Below are 19,670 nucleotides of genomic sequence, written 5' to 3'. Positions count from 1 at the left end.
CCGCACTGGTTCCGCCTCGCCTCGTCCCAAAGTCCCACCTCTCAACCGCTAGTGGGAAGTGACACATCCTGCCCCGGTTGCCCCTCAGCGTCCGGCTCGTCCCCACGAATCAGGACAATGTATCGCCTCGCCCGGACGGCGTGAAGCTTGCCTCACCTTGAAACGACTTCGGCGGCTGTGACGCCGCCGAAGAAAATCCCCGGTGTTGCCCGCGTGTCGCGCAACTCGCGTCAGTAGCGGTAATGTTCCGGCTTGAACGGACCTTTCGGCGTCACGCCGATATAGGCTGCCTGTTCGTCCGAAAGGACGGACAGCTTTGCACCGAGCTTGTCGAGATGCAGCCGCGCGACCTTCTCGTCGAGATGCTTGGGCAGGACATAGACCTCGTTCCGGTAGCGCTCGCCCTTCGACCAAAGCTCGATCTGCGCCAGCACCTGGTTGGTGAAGGAGGCCGACATGACGAAGCTCGGATGGCCGGTGGCGTTGCCCAGATTGAGCAGGCGTCCTTCCGACAGAAGGATCATGCGCTTCCCGTCGGGGAAGGAGATCATGTCGACCTGCGGCTTGACGTTGGTCCATTTCAGGTTGCGCAGGGCGGCGACCTGAATCTCGTTGTCGAAATGGCCGATATTGCCGACGATCGCCATGTCCTTCAAAAGGCGCATGTGGTCGAGCGTGACGACATCCTTGTTACCGGTCGTGGTGATGACGATGTCGGCGGTCGGCGCGGCGTCCTCCAGCGTGACGACCTCGAACCCGTCCATCGCCGCCTGAAGCGCGCAGATCGGATCGATTTCGGTCACCTTGACGCGCGCGCCGGCACCCTTGAGCGAGGCGGCCGAACCCTTGCCGACATCGCCATAGCCGCAGACGACGGCGACCTTGCCGGCCATCATCACGTCGGTGCCGCGGCGGATGCCGTCGACCAGCGATTCCTTGCAGCCATATTTGTTGTCGAATTTCGACTTTGTGACGCTGTCGTTGACGTTGATCGCGGGAAACGGCAGCAGACCGGCCTTCTGGAGCTGGTAGAGGCGGTTGACGCCGGTCGTCGTCTCTTCCGTCACGCCCTTGATCGCGTCGCGCTGGCGGGCAAAGAAGCCCGGCGTCTCGGCGAGACGCTTCTGGATCTGCGCGAAGAGGATTTCCTCTTCTTCCGAGCCCGGCTTCGACAATACGTCCTCACCCGCCTCGGCACGCGCGCCGAGCAGGATGTACATGGTCGCGTCACCGCCATCGTCGAGGATCATGTTGCTGGGCTCGCCGTCCGGCCACTGGAAGATGCGGTCCGTATAGGTCCAGTAGTCCTCCAGCGTCTCGCCCTTGATCGCGAATACCGGCGTGCCGCCCGCCGCGATCGCCGCCGCGGCATGGTCCTGCGTCGAGAAGATGTTGCACGAGGCCCAGCGAACGTCCGCGCCCAGCGCCTTCAGGGTCTCGATCAGCACCGCCGTCTGGATCGTCATGTGCAGCGATCCGGTGATCCGCGCGCCCTTCAGCGGCTGATCGGCGCCGAATTCCTCACGGCAGGCCATCAGGCCCGGCATCTCGGTTTCGGCGATCTCGATTTCCTTGCGGCCCCAATCGGCCAGCGAAATATCGGCGACTACATAATCCTTGGCGGCCATGGGCGGCTCCCGATCTGAAATTTGGATGAAGGGTCATCGGCCGCGCGCGGCCATTCTGGCGCGCTAACTAGCAGACCACCACCCGATCGGCAATGGCACATAAAGACATCGTTATGTCGTGAACCGCGCTGTTTCAGATTTCCTCGCCGAAGCGGTTGGCGACGAGTTCCTCGATCGCGCGCATGGCGTCCTCGGCCTGCGGACCGGAGGCCGAGACCCGGATGCAGCAGCCGGGGCTCGCGGCCAGCATCATCAGCCCCATGATCGACGTGCCGCCGACGGTCGTGCCGTCCTTCTCGACCTCGATGACGGCGTCGAAAGCGCCGGCGGTCTGAACGAACTTGGCCGAAGCGCGCGCGTGAAGACCGCGCTGGTTGACGATCGCCAGGTCGCGGACGATCGACGGACGGTCGGCGGTCTCGCTCATTTGGCGTTCAACACCTGGCTTGCGACATTGATGTATTTGCGGCCGGCATTTTGTGCCTCCTCGAGCGCCGTCACCATGTCGTCCGCCTTGCGCACACTGGTCAACTTGATCAGCATCGGCAGGTTGACGCCGGCGATCACCTCGACCTTGCCGGGTTCCATCACCGAAATCGCCAGATTGGAAGGCGTCCCGCCGAACATGTCCGTCAAGACCACGACGCCGGCCCCGCTATCGGCACGGCGCACGGCATCGACGATGTCGAGGCGGCGCTGTTCCATGTCGTCTTCGGCCTCGATCGATACGGTTTCGAGCTGGTCCTGATGACCGACGACATGCTGAACCGCCGAACGGAACTCGTCGGCCAGGCGGCCATGCGTGACGAGCACGATGCCGATCATGCCACACAGGTCCGGGTGTCGATGGTCCTGTCTGCACGTTTCCGCCGGCCCCAGCGCGCGGTGCGTGTTTCGGTCAATTGGTGCTCCGTAAGCTTGCGTCGTGCTGAATGCCGTATCGGCCGACCGGATCTGATTTGCTTCTCAGTCTTGTTCCGGTTGTTCTCCCCTTCCGACAGGGCCGGTATCCTTGTCACGACTTCGGCTGTTGACAAGGCCGAATCCACCGTTGCCACGCAGTTTTCTTGTCATTTGAGACCTGACTGTGGCCTAAAGTCCCGATTTCGCACGGTCGAGTGCGGCGGCGACATGTTGCCGCGCCCGCGCACAGTCCCGCCACGGGACCCGGACGAAAGGCACGCCGTCGCGCTCCATCGGCTCCGGCATCCGTTCGATGCTGTCGGGTTCGACGAGTTCGACGATCAGATCGATGATGGCGCGCTTTTCGAAGATGCGGGCGACGATGCCGATGCCGCGAATCTCGATCCGGCCGCCAATGACCGGCGGCACGCGCCCGACGAGTCGGCCGCGGGAGCGACTTTCAAGCAGCACCTGATCGTCGCTGACCAACCTGGCAAACCCCTCGGCGTGAGCGATCAGATCGAGGGCCAGGCTCGACTTGCCGCTTCCCGAGGCACCGGTGATCAGCAAGCCCCGGTCCCCCAAGAGGACGAGCGTGCCGTGGACGTTCCGGTTCAAGCGGTCAGTCCTCCGCCGGCAACCTGACGGTGAAGCGCGCGCCGCGCAGATCGCCCGGCTTGCCGCCGGGGATGTTCTCGGCCGTGATCGTCCCGCCATGGGCTTCGATGATCTGGCGGCTGATCGAAAGGCCGAGGCCGGAATTCTGGCCGAAGGCTTCGCCGGAGGGCCGGTCCGTATAGAATCGCTCGAATATCCGATCGATGTTCTCGATGCGGATGCCCGGTCCGTTGTCCTCGACGGTGATCAGCACCCAGCGCTGCGTGCGCGCGAGCGTCACGACGACCCGGCCCCCGTCATCGGGGACGAAGGAACGGGCATTTTCGACGAGGTTGGTGATGACCTGCCCAAGCCGCAGATCATGCCCGTTGACCAGGAAACCCTTGCCCTGATGCGGCGCCTTCTCGACCTTGAATTCGACGGCGATGACCTTGGCATGGACGCGGCTTTGCTCCGACAGGAGGCGCGTCAGGTCGCGCGCGAGCTTTTCGACATCGACCCGCGCGGCGTCCTCCCGCGCCAGTTCGGCATCGAGGCGCGAGGCGTCGGAAATGTCCGTGATCAGCCGGTCGAGTCGGCGGACATCGTGCTGAATCACCTCCATCAGCCGCGCGCGTGATTCATCATTCCGCGCCAGAGGCAGCGTCTCAACCGCGCTGCGCAGCGAGGTCAGAGGGTTCTTTAACTCGTGGCTGACATCGGCGGCGAAGCTCTCGATCGCCTCGATGCGGGCGTAAAGCGCGTTCGTCATGTCCCGCAGCGCGACCGAAAGATTGCCGATCTCGTCCTGGCGGTCGGAGAAATCGGGGATCTCCTCGCGGTTCTTGCCGCCGCGGCGCACGCGGACCGCCGCGGCCGAAAGCCGGCGCAGCGGGTTGGCGATGGTCGAGGCGAGCAGCATGGACAAGATCGCGGTGACCAGCGCCGCGACACCGAAGAGCCGCAGGATCGCGCGGCGCTCGGCCGCAACGATGCGGTCGATGTCGCCGCCCTGCGTCGACAGCATCAGGACGCCATGCACCGCCCGGAAGCGCTGGATCGGAACCGCGACCGAGACGATCTGCTCGCCCTGCTCCGACAGCCGCACGAGATAGCCCGCCGTTCCGTTGGCCGCCGCCACGACTTCGGGAAAGGCCGTGCCGGTGCCGCCGGGCTGCTCGCGATAGATCGGCAGGTCCGTGCGGCGGAAGAACTCGGCAAAGATCACCCGCAACCGGTCGAAAAAGCCGGGCTCGGCCGGCACCACCGGCGGCAGGTCGTAGCGCAGGATCTGGCCGCGCGAATAAAGATGCCGCGAATCGAGCAGGAGGTTCATGTCGCGATCGAAGATGCGCGCGCGCGTGTGGGTCGGCGAGATCAGGCGCCGCAGGACCGGTGCGACCTTTTCCGGGTTGATCGGGAATTCGAGGCTGTCGAGGGCGCGCTGGTCCGGCGGCAGGCTTTCGCCCGCCTGAAGCTCAAGCAGCCTCTCGGGGTCGATGGTGATCGAATCCGTCTCGACCGTGGCGGAGGCGGCGATCGCACCGGCAATGATCTCGCTTTGCGTCATCAGGCTTTCGACGCGGGCATCGATCAGCCCGTCGCGAAACTGGTTCATGTAGAGGATGCCGACGACCAGCACGCCGAGCGCGGCCAGATTGAGGAACAGGATGCGCTTGGTCAGGCTGGAGAACATGTACTGGCCGAGCAGCCGGCGCACGGCGCGCCAGGAGCGCGTCCAGCGCACCACGCTCGGCCTCGCCGCGCGTGGCAGCGTCCTGACGGGTCGATCCGTATCAGCCGCCATGTCTCATCCGGCTACTTCCATCAAGCCCCTCCGGGCCCTGGCCTCAGGCTTCGCGGAAACGATAGCCGACGCCGTAAAGCGTTTCGATCATGTCGAAACTGTCGTCGACCGACTTGAACTTCTTGCGCAGCCGCTTGATGTGGCTGTCGATGGTCCGGTCGTCGACATAAACCTGTTCGTCATAGGCCGAATCCATCAGCGCGTCACGGCTTTTGACCACGCCGGGGCGCTGCGCCAGCGAATGCAGAATCAGGAATTCGGTCACCGTCAGCGTCACCGGCTCCCCCTTCCAGGTGCAGGTGTGGCGCTCCTGGTCCATGACGAGCTGTCCGCGCTCGAGCGAACGGGCCTGCTGCGTCGTCTGCTTGGCGCCCGGCTCGCGGGCGCTGGCGCGGCGCAGCACGGCACGCACGCGTTCGACGAGAAGGCGCTGCGAAAACGGCTTCCGGATGAAATCGTCGGCGCCCATCTTCAAGCCGAAGAGTTCGTCGATCTCGTCGTCCTTCGAGGTCAGGAAGATCACCGGCAAGTCGGTCTTCTGGCGCAGGCGGCGCAAAAGCTCCATTCCGTCCATGCGCGGCATCTTGATGTCGAGAATTGCAAGGTTCGGCGGACGCGCGCCAAGCCCCTCCAGCGCCGACGCTCCATCGGTATAGGTCTCGACGCGATAGCCCTCGGATTCGAGTGCGATCGAGACCGATGTGAGAATGTTGCGGTCGTCGTCGACAAGCGCGATCGTTGCCATCTCAAGCGGCTCCTTCATAGGCGGCTGTCCCTTGCTCTTCCAAAGAAACGCGGGCCGTCTCTTGCGGGACAAATCTGGTACAAAATGTGGCACAGATTTCGTGCCATGTCACAGCCCGCGCCCGAAACGACTCCGGGCAACTTCCGCCGCATATGGCGACGCCACGCCACCATTAAAGAACATATAACCGATTAAACGTCGGACCCTCAATTTTAAATCGATTAATGATTTGATATCGCTAGGCTTTTCTGTTTCTCCACCTTTCAGCCCTGCTGCCAGCCGCCGTTTTCGGTCGGCTACCATGCCGGGCCTCGCCTTTTCTTCGGTGCGGTTTTCTTGGTGGAGCAGATGACGGAAATCGGTAAGCGCAACCCCGCCTGCGGGATCGACGCCAGTGGTCTGACGGACCTCGGCAAGGTCCATTACAATCTCGGTCCTGCCGAACTCTACGAGGAATCGCTGCGGCGCGGCGAGGCGGAACTGACGGCCCATGGTGCGCTCGTCGCCCGCACCGGCCAGCACACCGGACGCTCGCCCAAGGACAAGTTCATCGTCGCCGACGAGATGACGAATTCCCGCATCTGGTGGGACAACAACAAGAAGATGTCGCGGGAGGCTTTCGACTGTCTTCACGCCGACTTTCTCGACCACGCCAAGGGCAGGGATCTCTTCGTGCAGGACCTGATCGGCGGCGCCGACGCCTCGCACCGTCTGCCGACCCGCGTCGTCACCGAATATGCCTGGCATTCGCTCTTCATCCGCAATCTCCTGATCCGTCCCGACGCCGCCGATCTCGCCGGGTTCGTGCCGAAGCTGACCATCATCGACCTGCCATCGTTCCGCGCCGATCCCGAACGCCACGGCTCGCGCACCGACACCGTCATCGCGGTCGATTTCTCGCGCATGATCGTGCTGATCGGCGGCACGTCCTATGCGGGCGAGATGAAGAAGTCGGTCTTCACCGCGCTCAACTATCTCCTGCCGGAAAAGTCCGTCATGCCGATGCACTGCTCAGCCAATGTCGGGCCCGACGGCGATTCGGCCGTCTTCTTCGGCCTCTCGGGTACCGGCAAGACAACTCTTTCGGCCGATCCGACCCGCACGCTGATCGGCGACGATGAGCATGGCTGGGGCGAGGATGGCATCTTCAACTTCGAAGGCGGCTGCTATGCCAAGACGATCAAGCTGTCGGCCGAGGCGGAGCCGGAAATCTTCGCCACGACCCGGCGCTTCGGCACGGTCCTGGAGAACGTCATCCTCGACGCGGCCCGCGTGCCCGATTTCGACGACGGCTCGCTGACCGAGAACACGCGCTGCGCCTACCCGCTCGACTTCATCCCCAATGCCAGCGAAACCGGCGTCGCGCCGCATCCGAAGAACATCATCATGCTGACGGCCGACGCGTTCGGCGTCATGCCGCCCATTGCGAAGCTGACCCCTGCGCAGGCCATGTACCACTTCCTGTCCGGCTACACCGCCAAGGTCGCCGGCACGGAAAAGGGCGTCACCGAGCCGGAGGCGACCTTCTCGACCTGTTTCGGCGCTCCCTTCATGCCGCGCCATCCTTCGGAATACGGCAATCTCCTGAAGGATCTCATCGCCCGCCACGAGGTCGATTGCTGGCTGGTCAATACCGGCTGGACCGGCGGCGCCTACGGCACCGGCAGGCGGATGCCGATCAAGGCGACCCGCGCGCTGCTTGCCGCCGCGCTCGACGGGTCGCTGCGCGATGCCGAGTTCCGCACCGATGCGAATTTCGGCTTTGAGGTGCCTGTTGCGGTCGAGGGCGTCGATGCGTCGATCCTCGACCCGCGCTCCACCTGGGCCGACAAGGCCGCCTATGACCGCCAGGCCGAAAGGCTCGCGACCATGTTCACCGACAATTTCACCAAATTCGAGGAACATGTCGACGCGACCGTCATGGACGCCGCGCCCCGCTATCAGGAAGCGGCGGAATAAGGCGCGCCCACGGATCGGCAAGGCCCGGCAGCGTCCGGGCCTTTTCTTTTGTCCGCGCCCGGTGCAAATCTTCTCTGACGGAGGAGAAGAAATGAAGCACGCGCCACACCGACCGCTGGAATTCAAAACGCTCGACGAAGCGGAGATGCTGCGCCGCGCTGCCGGCTTCCATGCGATGATGAAGACGCGCCGCACGGTGCGCGATTTTTCTGCAAGGCCCGTCCCGCGCGAACTGATCCAAACCTGCATCATGACGGCCGGCGGCGCGCCGTCCGGCGCCAACCAGCAGCCCTGGACCTTCGTCTGCATCGGCGACGCCGCGACCAAGAAGGCGATTCGCGAAGCGGCGGAGAAGGAAGAGCGCGATTTCTATGCCGGCCGCGCGTCCGACGAATGGCTCGACGCGCTGGCTCCGCTCGGCACCGACGCGAACAAGCCCTTTCTCGAAAGCGCGCCCTGGCTGATCGCCATCTTCGCGCAGCGCTATGGCCTTACGACAGAGGGCAAGCGGGTCAAGCATTACTATGTGCCGGAATCCGTCGGCATCGCGACCGGATTCCTCATCGCCGCCCTCCACAATGCCGGCCTGGCGACACTCACCCACACGCCCTCGCCAATGGGCTTCCTCAACGAGATTTGCGGGCGGCCCGAGCACGAAAAAGCGTTGATCCTGCTCGTCGCCGGCTATCCCGAAGACGGTGCGCTCGTCCCCGACATCACTAAGAAGCCGGCTGACGAGATCATCGTCTGGAAGTCATGACGGTACGCGACGGCCTTTCCATCGTCCCGAACATCGAGATCGCCGAAAGCGAGCTCGAAGAGCAGTTCATCCGCTCGTCGGGGCCGGGCGGCCAGAACGTCAACAAGGTCGCGACCGCCGTCCAGCTTCGCTTCGACGCCGCGAACTCGCCCTCCCTGTCCGAACGCGTGCGCGAGCGCACGATCAAGCTTGCCGGCCAGCGGGCCACCAAGGACGGCGTCATCGTCATCGAGGCCGGCCGCTTCCGCACGCAGGAGCAAAATCGCGACGATGCGCGCGAACGCCTCGCGGAACTGATCGCCAAGGCAGCCGAACCGCCGCCCAAGCCGCGGCGCAAGACCAAGCCGACGAAAGGCTCCGTCGAGCGCCGCCTGAAAGCCAAGTCCGGCCGCGCCACGATCAAGAAGAATCGCGGCAAGGTCGGCTTCGACTGATGGCCGGTTTCGTCCTGCCCTCCGGCTTCCGTCACCTGCCCGGATATTTCGACCGCGCCGCGCAGGAGGCTCTCGTCGCGGAAATCCGCGATGTCGTCGCAGCCGCTCCGCTCTACGTTCCGCGGATGCCGCGCACCGGCAGGGAAATGAGCGTGCGCATGACGAATTGCGGCGATCTGGGCTGGGTCACCGACAAGGATCGCGGCTATCGCTACCAGCCGACCCACCCCGAGAGTGGCGCTCCGTGGCCGCCGATCCCGTCAACTCTATTGAAGCTGTGGGACGACGTGGCGCAGTTCGGCAAGCCGCCGCAGGCCTGCCTCGTCAACTTCTACGACGCATCGGCAAAAATGGGCCTGCATCAGGACCGGGACGAACAGGAATTCGGCGCGCCGGTCGTCTCGGTTTCGCTCGGCGACGATTGCCTCTTCCGCATCGGCGGAACGGAGCGTTCAGACGCCACCCGTTCGCTGCGGCTTTGTTCCGGCGACGTCGTCATCCTTGGCGGTCAAGGCCGAATGGCCTTCCACGGCGTCGACCGCATCTATCCCGGCACGTCGACGCTCTTGAAGAATGGCGGGCGGATCAATCTGACTCTCAGGCGCGTGACGGTCTGAAGGCTACAGCCGCCTCAACGCGACTTCCTCGACCAGATGGTCGGCACCCTTGCGCAGGATGAGGTCCGCGCGCGGCCGGGTCGGCAGGATGTTTTCGATCAGGTTCTTCATATTGATGTTCGACCAGAGGTTTTCGGCGATCGCCAGCGCGGCATCGTCCGAAAGCTGCGAGTATTTATGGAAGAACGCGTCCGGGTTGCGGAATGCCGTCTCGCGCAGGCGCATGAAGCGCTCGACATACCATTGCCGGATCCGGCTTTCCTCGGCGTCGACATAGATCGAGAAATCGAAGAAATCCGAGACGAACGGCACCACCTTCCCGTCCTTCGGCAAATCGCGCGTTTGCAGGACGTTGATCCCCTCGAAGATCAGTATGTCCGGCTGGTCGATGGTGACGAACTCGCCCGGAAGAACGTCATAGGTGAAGTGCGAATAGAGCGGCGCGCGCATGTTGCGGGCGCCCGACTTGATGCCGGACAGAAAGCGCAAGAGCGCGCCGACATCGTAGCTTTCGGGAAAGCCCTTGCGCTCCATCAGGTTCTGGCGACGCAGTTCGGCATTGGGCAGCAGGAAACCGTCGGTCGTCACCAGATCGACTTTCGGGCTCGACGGCCATCGCTGGAGCAATTCCTTCAGGACGCGCGCCGTGGTCGACTTGCCAACCGCGACCGAGCCCGCAATGCCGATGATGAAGGGCGTCTTCGATGCCGTTTCGGACCGGAAGAAAACCTGGCGCTGGCGAAAGAGAAGCTGGCTCGCCTCAACATGGGCCGACAGCAGCCGCGACATCGACAGATAGATGCGCCGCGTTTCCTCGAGGTCGATCGGATCGCCCATCGAGCGCAGCCGGCGGATTTCATCCTCCGTCAGCGTCAGCGGCGTGTCGGCGCGAAAGCCGGCCCATTCCTCGGCCGAGAAGCGGCGATAGGGCGAATAGAACTGATCCGGCGTGAGCTGGTCCATGCCGCCCGCCTTTTCCTTGCGTGGTCGCTTGCGCGCGCTCATTGCGGACGCGACGCCTTTTCGGCGATGCCGGACTGCCCGGTGCGTCGTTCGAGTTCGGCCATCACATCCGAAATCGGGATTTCGGCGAGCGCCAGGACCACCGTCAGATGATAGAGAAGGTCGGCCGTTTCGGAAACGAGCTCGCCGCGATCGCGCTTGATCGCGGCAATGACGGCCTCGACGGCTTCCTCGCCCATCTTCTTGGCCGCCCGCTCCGGTCCCTTGGCGAACAGCTTCGCCGTCCAGGAATCGTCCTCCCCCGAGCGCCCGCGCTCGGACACGATGCGCTCCAGATCGGCGAGCGTGAATTCCGCCATGCTACCCTCCGGATCGTGCCGCGCCGCAATTCCGGACGGAGAACCGCGACGCACTTTTCCTGGAATTGCTCATGCGGCAGGATCGAGCCGCATGGGCAATCCAGCTTGTGCCATATGCGCCTTGGCCTGCGCAATCGTATAGGTACCAAAGTGGAAGATGGAGGCGGCAAGCACCGCCGTCGCGTGTCCATCGCGCACGCCCTCGACCAGATGGTCGAGATTGCCGACGCCGCCGGACGCGATCACTGGCGCACGCACCGCATCCGCGATGCTGCGGGTGAGCGCTAGGTCGTAGCCGATCTTCGTGCCGTCGCGGTCCATGGACGTGAGCAGCAACTCGCCCGCGCCGAGATCGACCATCTTCCGCGCGAATTCGACCGCGTCGATGCCGGTCTTCTCCCGCCCGCCATGGGTGAAGATTTCCCAGTGATCCGTTTCGCCCGCCGCCGACACCTTCTTGGCGTCGATGGCGACGACGATGCACTGGTTGCCGAACTTGTCGGCGGCTTCGGCGACGAAATCCGGGTTCTTCACGGCGGCGGTGTTGATCGACACCTTGTCGGCACCGGCGAGCAGCAGCTTGCGGATGTCCGCAACCTGCCGAACGCCGCCGCCGACCGTCAGCGGCATGAAGCACTGTTCGGCCGTGCGCGCCACGATGTCGAAGATCGTCTCGCGATTGTCGGACGAGGCGGTGATGTCGAGGAAGCAGAGTTCGTCAGCCCCGGCCGCATCATAGGCTTTCGCTGCCTCGACCGGGTCGCCCGCGTCGATCAGGTCAACGAAGTTCACGCCCTTGACGACGCGGCCGTCCTTGACGTCGAGGCACGGAATGACGCGCGCTTTCAGTGTCATTCGCGCGGCTCCTCGAACAGTGTCGGTGCAACCGCCTTCCCGCCTTTCAGGATCGCCAGCGCCTCGGCCGGGTCGATGCGGCCATCATAAAGCGCGCGGCCGGAGATCGCGCCTTCGAGCTTCTGCGCGTCCGGCATCGTCATCCGCACGATGTCGGCCAGCGAAGCGAGTCCGCCCGATGCGATAACCGGGATCGAGACGGCATCCGCAAGCGCGATGGTCGATTCCCAGTTGATGCCTGTCAGCACCCCGTCGCGGTCGATGTCGGTGTAGATGATCGCCGAAACGCCCGCGCCCTCGAATTTCTGCGCCAGTTCCACGACGCCCAGCGTCGAGGCTTCCGCCCAGCCCTCGACCGCCACCTTGCCGCCCTTGGCATCGATGCCGACGGCGATCTTTCCGGGAAAGAGCCGGCAGGCTTCCTTGACCAGTTCGGGCTCGCGCACCGCGACCGTGCCGAGAATGACCCGTGCCAACCCCTTGTCGAGCCAGCTTTCGATATTCACCAGCGAGCGGATGCCGCCACCAAGCTGCACCGGATTCTTCGTCGCCTTCAGAATCGCCTCGACCGATGCGCCATTGACCGACTGGCCCTCGAACGCGCCGTTCAGATCCACGACATGCAGCCATTCGAAACCCTGATCCTCGAACGCCTTCGCCTGGGCCGCCGGGTCGGGATTGTAGACGGTCGCCGAGTCCATCTCGCCCAGCTTCAGGCGCACGCACTGACCGTCCTTCAGGTCGATGGCGGGAAAAAGGATCATGGCTTCCACTTCAGGAAATTCGCGATCAAAGCCAGGCCCAGCGCCTGGCTCTTTTCGGGATGGAACTGCGTGCCGGCGATGTTGTCGCGGCCAACGGCGGCGGTGACCGGCCCGCCATAGTCGGTCGTCGCCAGCACATGCGCCGGGTTTTCGGCGGCAAGCTGGTAGGAGTGGACGAAATAGGCGTGCAATCCCCCTTCGCCTGTCGCAATGCCGGCGAAGAGCGGGTGGCCCTGTTTCACGTGAATCGTGTTCCAGCCGATCTGCGGGATCTTCAGCGCCGGGTCGGCCGGTTCCATTTCCTTGACGTCACCGGCTATCCAGCCAAGCCCATGCGTGGTCGTCTTCTCCAGCCCTCGCGTCGAGAGAAGCTGCATCCCGACGCAAATGCCGAGAAACGGCCGCCCCTTGGCGATGACCGCCTCCATCAGCGCCTCGACCATGCCTGGCACGGCGTCGAGCCCGCGGCGGCAGTCGGCATAGGCGCCGACGCCCGGCAGCACGATCCGATCCGCCGATTCGACACGCTCCGCATCGTCCGTCAGTTCGATCTGCGCATTCGTGCCGCCCTCGCGCGCGGCGCGCTCGAAAGCCTTGGTCGCCGAGCGCAGATTGCCCGATCCGTAATCGATGATCGCGACCCGCATCACTTCGCCCCGGGATAGCCGAACAGCCCGAGCGCCGGACCGCTGTGGCGCGCGGCAGGCGCGCTGCGCGACCACGGCGCGATGACGCGCGGCGGCGTCTTGGCCTCGGCGATCACGTCACGGTCGGCGAGGTAGCGGATCTCGGCATCCGCAGCCGATTGCGCCTCGACGACACCCCATTCGTTCCAGTCCGCGCGTTTCAGCGAGGCGATGCGCAGCGCAGCGCCTTCGAGGCCGACGTAAATTCCGACGAGCAGTGACAGCCACCCCGTCGCGCCGCCGAAACCCGCATAGGCGCCGGCAACCGAAAGCGCCACGGCTGCGACAAGGGCGATGATCGCCTCGCGCCACATGCGGTGAAAAGCGAACCAGACGAACGGGACGAGAAAGCCGAAAAAGTGAAACCCGTCGCGCACCAGCACGGCCTTTTCAGCCGGGTCGCGCAGCGGCGGCTCCATCACGACAAAGCTTGTCATTGTCTCAGCCTTTCAGCGTGCCCTTGGTCGACGGAATCCTACCCGCCTGCCGCGCATCCGGCTCGACCGCCATGCGCAGCACGCGCGCCACCGCCTTGAAGCAGGTCTCGGAAATATGGTGGTTGTTGACGCCGTAATGGTTGAGGACATGCAGCGTGATGCCGGCATTCTGCGCCAAAGCCTGGAAGAATTCGCGCACCAGTTCGGTGTCGAACGTGCCGATCTTCGGCGCCGAGAACGCGACGTTCCAGACCAGGAACGGCCGGCCGGAAACGTCGATCGCCGCCTTGGTCAGCGTTTCGTCCATGGCAAGGTCGATCGACGCGTAGCGCGCGATGCCGCGACGCTCGCCCAGAGCCTTCGCGATCGCCTGCCCGACCGCAATGCCGGTGTCCTCGACTGTGTGATGGTCGTCGATGTGGAGATCGCCCTTGCCCTTTATCGTCATGTCGATCAGCGAATGGCGCGACAACTGGTCGAGCATATGGTCGAAGAAGCCGATGCCGGTCGAAATCTGCGACCGTCCGGTGCCGTCGAGATCGACCGTGACGGCGATCTCTGTTTCCTTCGTCTTGCGCTCGATCGTCGCGCTGCGCGCGCTCTTGCCGTCTGCCATGTCGTGGCGCCTTTGCCGTTTGGATAGCGTTCGCCTCATACCAGCCTCGATGAGCGGATTGCAAACCCTTCCCGGCAGCATACATAACGAGCCGGGCGGCAGACGCCACCGGGTCTGCCGGAGACAGTATCGGAGATGATATGTCCAACGAGACTTCCATGCACGCGACGACCATCGTCACCGTGCGCAAGGGCAACAAGGTGGTGATCGCCGGCGACGGGCAGGTCAGCCTTGGGCAGACGATCATGAAGGGCAATGCGCGCAAGGTGCGCCGCATCGGCAAAGGCAACGTCATTTCCGGCTTTGCCGGCGCGACCGCCGACGCCTTCACCCTGCTCGAACGGCTCGAAGCCAAGCTCGAGCAATATCCAGACCAGCTCACGCGCGCCTGCGTCGAACTTGCCAAGGACTGGCGCACCGACCGTTATCTGCGCCGCCTTGAGGCGATGATGCTGGTCGCCGACAAATCCGTGACGCTGGCGCTGACCGGAAATGGCGACGTGCTCGAACCCGAGCAGGGCGTCATGGCGATCGGGTCCGGCGGCAATTATGCGCTCGCCGCCGCGCGGGCGCTGGTCGACACCGATATGGATGCCGAGGAGATCGCACGCCGCGCCATGAAGATTGCCGGCGAGATCTGCGTCTACACGAATTCCAACGTCGTCATGGAAGTGCTGGATGCCGAATAGGCCGCGCTACGCCTTCCGCGCCGTGGAAGCGGACGATCTGCCGACGCTGCGCGACTGGCTACAGGCTGCGCATGTGCGCGAATGGTGGGGCGATCCCGACAAGGGCGTGGCCGAGATCGAGGCAGCGATGGACGATATTTCGACCGAGCCTCTGATCGTCGAGCTCGACGGGGCGCCGATCGCCTATCTCCAGTCCTATGATCCGCATCTGGAAGACGACCATCCCTATGCCGATCAGCCCATGGGCACGCTCGGCCTCGACATATCGGTCGGTGCCGCCGATCTCGTCGGCAAGGGCCATGGCAGCGCGATCATCGCACAGTTTGCGGCGCAACTCTTTGCCGAAGGCGCGCCGCGCCTGATCATCGACCCCGATCCCGGCAATGCCCGCGCGATCCGCGCATACGAGAAGGCGGGCTTCCGCCACATCGACACGCGCAATTCACAATATGGCCCGGCCCACCTGATGGCGCTGGACGCACCGCAGAACATGGAAAACTCATGAGCACATTCTCCCCCCGCGAGATCGTTTCGGAACTCGACCGCTACATCATCGGCCAGAAGGACGCCAAGCGCGCCGTCGCCATTGCCTTGCGCAATCGCTGGCGCCGCCAGCAGCTCGACGGCCAGATGCGCGAAGAGGTGATGCCGAAGAATATCCTGATGATCGGGCCGACCGGCGTCGGCAAGACCGAAATCTCGCGCCGCCTCGCCAAACTCGCCGGCGCGCCCTTCATCAAGGTCGAGGCGACCAAGTTCACCGAGGTCGGCTATGTCGGCCGCGACGTCGAGCAGATCATCCGCGATCTGGTCGAGACCGCGATCGGCCTGACGCGCGACAAGATGCGCGAGAACGTCAAGGCGCGCGCCCATTTGAATGCCGAGGAACGCGTGCTCGAAGCACTCGTCGGCAAGACGGCAAGCCCGGCGACACGCGATTCCTTTCGCAAGAAGCTGCGGTCGGGCGAACTCGACGACAAGGAGATCGAGGTCGAGGTTGCCGATACCGGCACCCCGATGGGCGGCTTCGAAATCCCCGGAATGCCGGGCGCGCAGATGCTCAACATCAACGACATGCTTCAAAAGGCGATGGGCGGCCAGCGCACCAAGACGCGCAAGACGACGGTCAAGGAATCCTACGGGCATCTGATCAACGACGAGTCCGACAAGCTGCTCGACAATGACGAGGTGATCGCGCGGGCGCTCGACGTCACCCAGAATGACGGCATCGTCTTCCTCGACGAGATCGACAAGGTGGCCGGCAACGACAGCCGCACCGGGCCGTCCCGCGAGGGCGTCCAGCGCGATCTGCTGCCGCTTGTCGAAGGCACCACGGTCGCGACCAAATACGGGCCGGTGAAGACGGACCACATCCTCTTCATCGCGTCGGGGGCGTTCCACGTCACCAAGCCGTCCGACCTGTTGCCGGAGCTTCAGGGCCGGCTGCCGATCCGCGTCGAGCTTCGGGCGCTCGAAAAGGACGATTTCCGCCGCATCCTCACCGAAACCGAGGCGAGCCTGATCAAGCAGTACATCGCGCTGATGGACACGGAAGGCGTGACGCTCGACTTCACCGACGACGCCATCGACGAACTGGCCGGCATCGCCGTCGACCTGAATTCGAGTGTCGAGAACATCGGCGCGCGGCGTCTGCAAACGGTCATGGAGCGCGTTCTCGACGACATTTCCTACAATGCGCCCGACCAATCCGGCTCATCGATCACGATCGACGCCGAATATGTGCGCAAATATGTCGGCGATCTCGCCAAGAACACAGATTTGTCCCGTTTCATTCTGTAGACCCTTCAGCAACACCTCGCGACGAAGTGAGCGATCACCGCCCGGCTGGCGCAATCTACGCTCGACGGGCCGATGGCGGCTGACTATGGTCGCGCCGCTTTGGCCAAGGGCCCGAATCTCATGAAAGCAATAGCCGGACTTTTCCTGTCGCTGTCGGTCGCGCTTGGCGTGGGCGAGGCATTTGCGGTGACCAAGATCCCGCCCGGCAACCGCAATGTCGAACAGCCGACCGTTCCGGGCGGCTCGGCGAGCCGGACGCGCGCGCTTTCGACGACCTATGAGGCGAAATATCAGCGCGTTCTGCGGCTTTTCCAGCAGGACGAATCGCTGCGTGCGAAGATCCGCCAAGTCTCCGCGCAATACGATCTTGATCCCGTTCACATGGCGGGCGCCATCATCGGCGAGCACACCTACAATGTCGATGCCTACGATCGGCTGCAGACCTATTACGTCAAGGCGGTCTCCTATCTGTCGACCAGCTTCCAGTTCGCCCATGGCGGGGAAAACATCGCCGCTTTTGTCGGGCGGCCCGAATTTACCGAATGCAATTCCGTCGCCGCCGACAGCTACGACCTGTGGTCCTGCCGCGAGATGATCTGGGAACGCGAATTCCGCGGCCGGTCCGTCGATGACAGATTCTACCCCGACAACCGGTTCGGCGCGGTCTTCTTCCAGCCCTTCTATGCCGGCCAGACCTTCGGCATCGGCCAGCTCAACCCGCTCACGGCCTTGCAAATGAGCGATCTCGTCCATCAGGTTTCGGGCCTGCCGAAGCTCGATGCCTCGGACCCGCAGGCGGTCTACCGCACCATCATGGACCCGGACCTGACGCTTGCCTATGTCGCGGCGACACTGAAGACGTCCATTGATGCCTACAGGCGGCTCGCCGGTTTCGACATATCGGGTAATCCGGGCATCACCGCGACGCTCTACAATGTCGGAAACCCCGAACAGCGCGCCTATCGCCTCAAGCGCGAGAATGCCGAGCGCGCCGCGCGCGGCGAGGCGCCGCGCCTGCCCGAAGAGAACTATTACGGCTGGTTGGTCAACGACCGGCTGGAAGACCTCGAAGCGCTCTTCTGATCGATCTCGTCGAGCAATGCGACGATCCGCTCGATATCGTCGGGTGACAGCATGGAAATCTGCGCCGCCAGCCTGTTGGCAAGCAAGGTGGCCTCGGGCGACAGTCCGGCCGTGTCGACCGTGACGCGGGGATCCGAGCGTTGCGCGAGTTCCTCCAGAGCCTCGGCCTCGTCCCAGATCACGTTGAAGAAGCCGATGATCTTCTGCACCATCGCCCAGTTCGGCACGCCACGCCGGCCGTGTTCGAGCGCCGAAAGATAGGCCGGGCTGACGCCGAGCGCCGCCGCCATCTCCTTTTGCGCGATGCCGCGCTCGGTGCGCATCGCGCGCACCTTCTCGCCGAAGGGCGTCATGCCGCATCTCCCGGTCGCCGGCGCAGCCGCACATACATCGCACCCTGCCCGCCATGGTGGCGCGCCGCATCCTCATGCGCGGAGACGAGGCCGCGAAAGGCCGGCGTTGCGAACCATTGCGGCACCTGCCGGCGCATCACCCCGTCGCTGCCCATGGACGAGCCCTTTCCCGTCACCACCAGCACATGCCGCCGCCCCTGCGCATAGGCATTGTGCAGAAAGGCGAGCAGGACGCCATGCGCTTTGGCCAACGTCATGCCGTGCAGATCGACCTTGCCCTCGATGGCCAGCCGACCCTTGGCGAGCTTCTTCTTTGTCGGCCGGTCGATCACGGGCCGCTGCACCGGTTCGCGGCGCAGGATCTCCGCCCGGTGCTTCGCCTCGGCGATGACCGGCGGCAGGGCAACGGACGCCTTTTCGTCCTCAGCCACCGATCCCTCTTCCATTTCGTCGGGAAAGGACTTGCCGCGCATCGGCGCCACGGACCGCGCAACCCTGGACCAGAGCAGCCGATCCTCCTTCGTCATCCCCTTCGTCCGGCGCGTCATGCCATCCGCTCCGCTGCCGGGTTCGGCACCAGCATGGTGAAGGAAGCCGGGTGCTTGATGATTCCGGCGCTCTCTCCGGCCGCATCGCCCGAGCCGCAGAATATGTCGCCCCGCGCCGGGCCGACGATGGCCGAACCCGTATCCTGAGCGACCATCAGCCGCGCGAAATCCATCTGCGGTACTTCCACGAAGATCGGCGTGGCGAATGTGTGCAGCCTACGGTCGACGGCGAGCGATCGCCCGGCAGTCAGCGGCACCTTCGCGGCCGCGATCGGACCAAGCGCCGGGTCGTCCACCGGCGCATCGCGAAAGAAGATGAACGAGCGATCCTGCCACAGGATTTCGTCAATCCGGTCTGGATTGACGGAAAACCACGCCCGAATCGACTGCATCGTGACATCTTTCAGCGGAATTTCGCCGAGATTCGCCAAAATCCGGCCAGGTCCGATGAAAGCATGGCCGGATTTCGCGGCATAGGTCACCCGGCGCTCCGTTCCGTCGGCCATGGCCAGCCGCGCTGCGCCCTGAACGTGGACGAAAAACAGATCGACCTTGTCGGCCAGCCAGGCGATCTCGAGCCCGCGTCCGTCGAGCGCGCCGCGTTCGATCTCGCCGCGGTCGAAAAACGGCACGGTGCCCCCGGCCGTCTGCCTGCCGAAGGCGATGCAGGTGTCCCAGCCCACCAGTCGATTTCCCTCATCGATATCGACGAGATCGGCCGGCCGTGACAGAATCGGATAGCGAAATCGCTCGGTATGCCTCGGACTCGCCTCCACCACGGGCTCGTAGAAGCCGGTCACGAAGCCGTCGGCCACGATACGCGCCGGGCGGAAATGTCGCTCGAAAAACGCGCGCGCATCATCATCGATGCCTTCCCGCGCGACGGCAAATGCAGGCTCCAGATCACTGGCAGTAATGCCGAATTCGCCCGTCCGATAGGGCTTTTCCAGATGGCGAAAGGCGGAGAGGCGGAACGCGTCGAAGGCGGCGCGATGGTCGTCTTGCCACCAGTTCGCTATGGCGTCGAAACTGAGGAAATCGAGGGCAGCCGGCGCATCCATGCCAGC

At 64.2% G+C, this 19,670-nt stretch carries 24 protein-coding genes; 8 read left to right on the top strand and 16 right to left on the bottom strand.

Annotated elements, in window-relative coordinates:
* Positions 1 to 230: 230 nt before the first annotated feature.
* From ahcY to PZ895_RS13425, 6 genes are all read right to left on the bottom strand, one after another.
* The gene (gene ahcY, locus PZ895_RS13450; RefSeq protein ID WP_275839499.1) at positions 231 to 1,628 is read right to left on the bottom strand and encodes an adenosylhomocysteinase; all 1,398 of its coding nucleotides are present in this window, start codon (positions 1,626 to 1,628) and stop codon (positions 231 to 233) included.
* A gap of 133 nt (positions 1,629 to 1,761) precedes the next feature.
* Positions 1,762 to 2,055 (bottom strand): HPr family phosphocarrier protein, encoded by a 294-nt coding sequence (locus PZ895_RS13445; RefSeq protein WP_275839498.1) that lies wholly within the window; start codon positions 2,053 to 2,055, stop codon positions 1,762 to 1,764.
* Positions 2,052 to 2,453 carry a PTS sugar transporter subunit IIA gene (locus PZ895_RS13440; protein WP_275839497.1) on the bottom strand — a complete coding sequence of 134 codons (402 nt, stop codon included), beginning with the start codon at positions 2,451 to 2,453 and terminating at the stop codon, positions 2,052 to 2,054. The genes PZ895_RS13445 and PZ895_RS13440 overlap by 4 nt, the downstream gene beginning before the upstream one ends.
* Positions 2,454 to 2,720: 267 nt before the next feature.
* Positions 2,721 to 3,149 (bottom strand): HPr kinase/phosphorylase, encoded by a 429-nt coding sequence (locus PZ895_RS13435; RefSeq protein ID WP_275839496.1) that lies wholly within the window; start codon positions 3,147 to 3,149, stop codon positions 2,721 to 2,723.
* A gap of 4 nt (positions 3,150 to 3,153) precedes the next feature.
* Complete coding sequence (locus PZ895_RS13430; RefSeq protein ID WP_275839495.1) at positions 3,154 to 4,935, bottom strand: sensor histidine kinase; 1,782 nt, start codon at positions 4,933 to 4,935, stop codon at positions 3,154 to 3,156.
* Positions 4,936 to 4,978: 43 nt separating this feature from the next.
* On the bottom strand, positions 4,979 to 5,680 hold the full coding sequence (locus tag PZ895_RS13425) for a response regulator transcription factor (protein ID WP_275839801.1): 702 nt from the start codon (positions 5,678 to 5,680) through the stop codon (positions 4,979 to 4,981).
* Positions 5,681 to 6,028: 348 nt separating this feature from the next.
* Here PZ895_RS13425 and PZ895_RS13420 point away from each other — a divergent pair, with 348 nt between their 5' ends.
* The 4 genes from PZ895_RS13420 (at position 6,029) to PZ895_RS13405 (ending at position 9,450) form a co-directional block, all read left to right on the top strand.
* Positions 6,029 to 7,639, top strand: coding sequence for a phosphoenolpyruvate carboxykinase (locus tag PZ895_RS13420; RefSeq protein WP_275839494.1), 1,611 nt, complete (start codon positions 6,029 to 6,031; stop codon positions 7,637 to 7,639).
* Positions 7,640 to 7,730: 91 nt separating this feature from the next.
* A complete protein-coding gene (locus PZ895_RS13415) occupies positions 7,731 to 8,399 on the top strand; it encodes a nitroreductase family protein (RefSeq protein ID WP_275839493.1) in 669 nt (222 codons plus the stop codon).
* The gene (gene arfB / locus PZ895_RS13410; RefSeq protein ID WP_275839492.1) at positions 8,396 to 8,833 is read left to right on the top strand and encodes an alternative ribosome rescue aminoacyl-tRNA hydrolase ArfB; all 438 of its coding nucleotides are present in this window, start codon (positions 8,396 to 8,398) and stop codon (positions 8,831 to 8,833) included. Before PZ895_RS13415 ends, arfB begins: the two co-directional genes overlap by 4 nt.
* Positions 8,833 to 9,450, top strand: a complete 618-nt coding sequence (locus tag PZ895_RS13405) for an alpha-ketoglutarate-dependent dioxygenase AlkB (protein WP_275839491.1) — start codon at positions 8,833 to 8,835, stop codon at positions 9,448 to 9,450. Before arfB ends, PZ895_RS13405 begins: the two co-directional genes overlap by 1 nt.
* 3 nt (positions 9,451 to 9,453) lie before the next feature.
* Here PZ895_RS13405 and coaA read toward each other — a convergent pair whose 3' ends face one another.
* From coaA to hisB, 7 genes are all read right to left on the bottom strand, one after another.
* Positions 9,454 to 10,413: a type I pantothenate kinase gene (coaA, locus tag PZ895_RS13400; protein ID WP_275839800.1), complete on the bottom strand. Its 960-nt coding sequence runs from the start codon at positions 10,411 to 10,413 to the stop codon at positions 9,454 to 9,456.
* Between the two features lie 38 nt (positions 10,414 to 10,451).
* Positions 10,452 to 10,772, bottom strand: a complete 321-nt coding sequence (locus PZ895_RS13395) for a phosphoribosyl-ATP diphosphatase (protein WP_275839490.1) — start codon at positions 10,770 to 10,772, stop codon at positions 10,452 to 10,454.
* A gap of 69 nt (positions 10,773 to 10,841) precedes the next feature.
* Positions 10,842 to 11,627, bottom strand: a complete 786-nt coding sequence (gene hisF / locus PZ895_RS13390) for an imidazole glycerol phosphate synthase subunit HisF (RefSeq protein ID WP_275839489.1) — start codon at positions 11,625 to 11,627, stop codon at positions 10,842 to 10,844.
* The gene (gene hisA / locus PZ895_RS13385; RefSeq protein WP_275839488.1) at positions 11,624 to 12,391 is read right to left on the bottom strand and encodes a 1-(5-phosphoribosyl)-5-[(5-phosphoribosylamino)methylideneamino]imidazole-4-carboxamide isomerase; all 768 of its coding nucleotides are present in this window, start codon (positions 12,389 to 12,391) and stop codon (positions 11,624 to 11,626) included. The genes hisF and hisA overlap by 4 nt, the downstream gene beginning before the upstream one ends.
* A complete protein-coding gene (gene hisH, locus PZ895_RS13380; RefSeq protein ID WP_275839487.1) occupies positions 12,388 to 13,038 on the bottom strand; it encodes an imidazole glycerol phosphate synthase subunit HisH in 651 nt (216 codons plus the stop codon). The genes hisA and hisH overlap by 4 nt, the downstream gene beginning before the upstream one ends.
* Complete coding sequence (locus PZ895_RS13375; protein ID WP_275839486.1) at positions 13,038 to 13,514, bottom strand: DUF2628 domain-containing protein; 477 nt, start codon at positions 13,512 to 13,514, stop codon at positions 13,038 to 13,040. Before PZ895_RS13375 ends, hisH begins: the two co-directional genes overlap by 1 nt.
* Before the next feature lie 4 nt (positions 13,515 to 13,518).
* On the bottom strand, positions 13,519 to 14,130 hold the full coding sequence (gene hisB / locus PZ895_RS13370) for an imidazoleglycerol-phosphate dehydratase HisB (protein ID WP_275839485.1): 612 nt from the start codon (positions 14,128 to 14,130) through the stop codon (positions 13,519 to 13,521).
* Positions 14,131 to 14,270: 140 nt separating this feature from the next.
* On the opposite strand from hisB, the gene hslV reads away from it, so the two are divergent.
* From hslV to PZ895_RS13350, 4 genes are all read left to right on the top strand, one after another.
* Positions 14,271 to 14,819: an ATP-dependent protease subunit HslV gene (hslV, locus tag PZ895_RS13365; protein WP_275839484.1), complete on the top strand. Its 549-nt coding sequence runs from the start codon at positions 14,271 to 14,273 to the stop codon at positions 14,817 to 14,819.
* Complete coding sequence (locus PZ895_RS13360; protein ID WP_275839483.1) at positions 14,809 to 15,324, top strand: GNAT family N-acetyltransferase; 516 nt, start codon at positions 14,809 to 14,811, stop codon at positions 15,322 to 15,324. The genes hslV and PZ895_RS13360 overlap by 11 nt, the downstream gene beginning before the upstream one ends.
* Positions 15,321 to 16,619: an ATP-dependent protease ATPase subunit HslU gene (gene hslU, locus PZ895_RS13355; protein ID WP_275839482.1), complete on the top strand. Its 1,299-nt coding sequence runs from the start codon at positions 15,321 to 15,323 to the stop codon at positions 16,617 to 16,619. Before PZ895_RS13360 ends, hslU begins: the two co-directional genes overlap by 4 nt.
* 120 nt (positions 16,620 to 16,739) lie before the next feature.
* Positions 16,740 to 17,702, top strand: a complete 963-nt coding sequence (locus PZ895_RS13350) for a DUF1402 family protein (protein ID WP_275839481.1) — start codon at positions 16,740 to 16,742, stop codon at positions 17,700 to 17,702.
* Here PZ895_RS13350 and PZ895_RS13345 read toward each other — a convergent pair.
* From PZ895_RS13345 to PZ895_RS13335, 3 genes are read right to left on the bottom strand one after another with little or no spacing between them, the layout of a single operon-like run.
* Positions 17,651 to 18,055: a helix-turn-helix domain-containing protein gene (locus PZ895_RS13345; RefSeq protein WP_275839480.1), complete on the bottom strand. Its 405-nt coding sequence runs from the start codon at positions 18,053 to 18,055 to the stop codon at positions 17,651 to 17,653. The two genes, PZ895_RS13350 and PZ895_RS13345, sit on opposite strands and share 52 nt — an antisense overlap.
* Complete coding sequence (locus tag PZ895_RS13340; RefSeq protein ID WP_275839479.1) at positions 18,052 to 18,603, bottom strand: Smr/MutS family protein; 552 nt, start codon at positions 18,601 to 18,603, stop codon at positions 18,052 to 18,054. Before PZ895_RS13340 ends, PZ895_RS13345 begins: the two co-directional genes overlap by 4 nt.
* Positions 18,600 to 19,664: a murein transglycosylase A gene (locus tag PZ895_RS13335; protein WP_275839478.1), complete on the bottom strand. Its 1,065-nt coding sequence runs from the start codon at positions 19,662 to 19,664 to the stop codon at positions 18,600 to 18,602. Before PZ895_RS13335 ends, PZ895_RS13340 begins: the two co-directional genes overlap by 4 nt.
* Positions 19,665 to 19,670: the final 6 nt, after the last annotated feature.

The sequence above is a fragment of the Mesorhizobium sp. YIM 152430 genome, assembly GCF_029210365.1.
Taxonomy (GTDB): Bacteria; Pseudomonadota; Alphaproteobacteria; order Rhizobiales; family Rhizobiaceae; genus Aliihoeflea.
The sequence above is the reverse complement of the archived record's forward strand: the minus strand, read 5'-3'. Positions and strand labels throughout refer to the sequence as shown.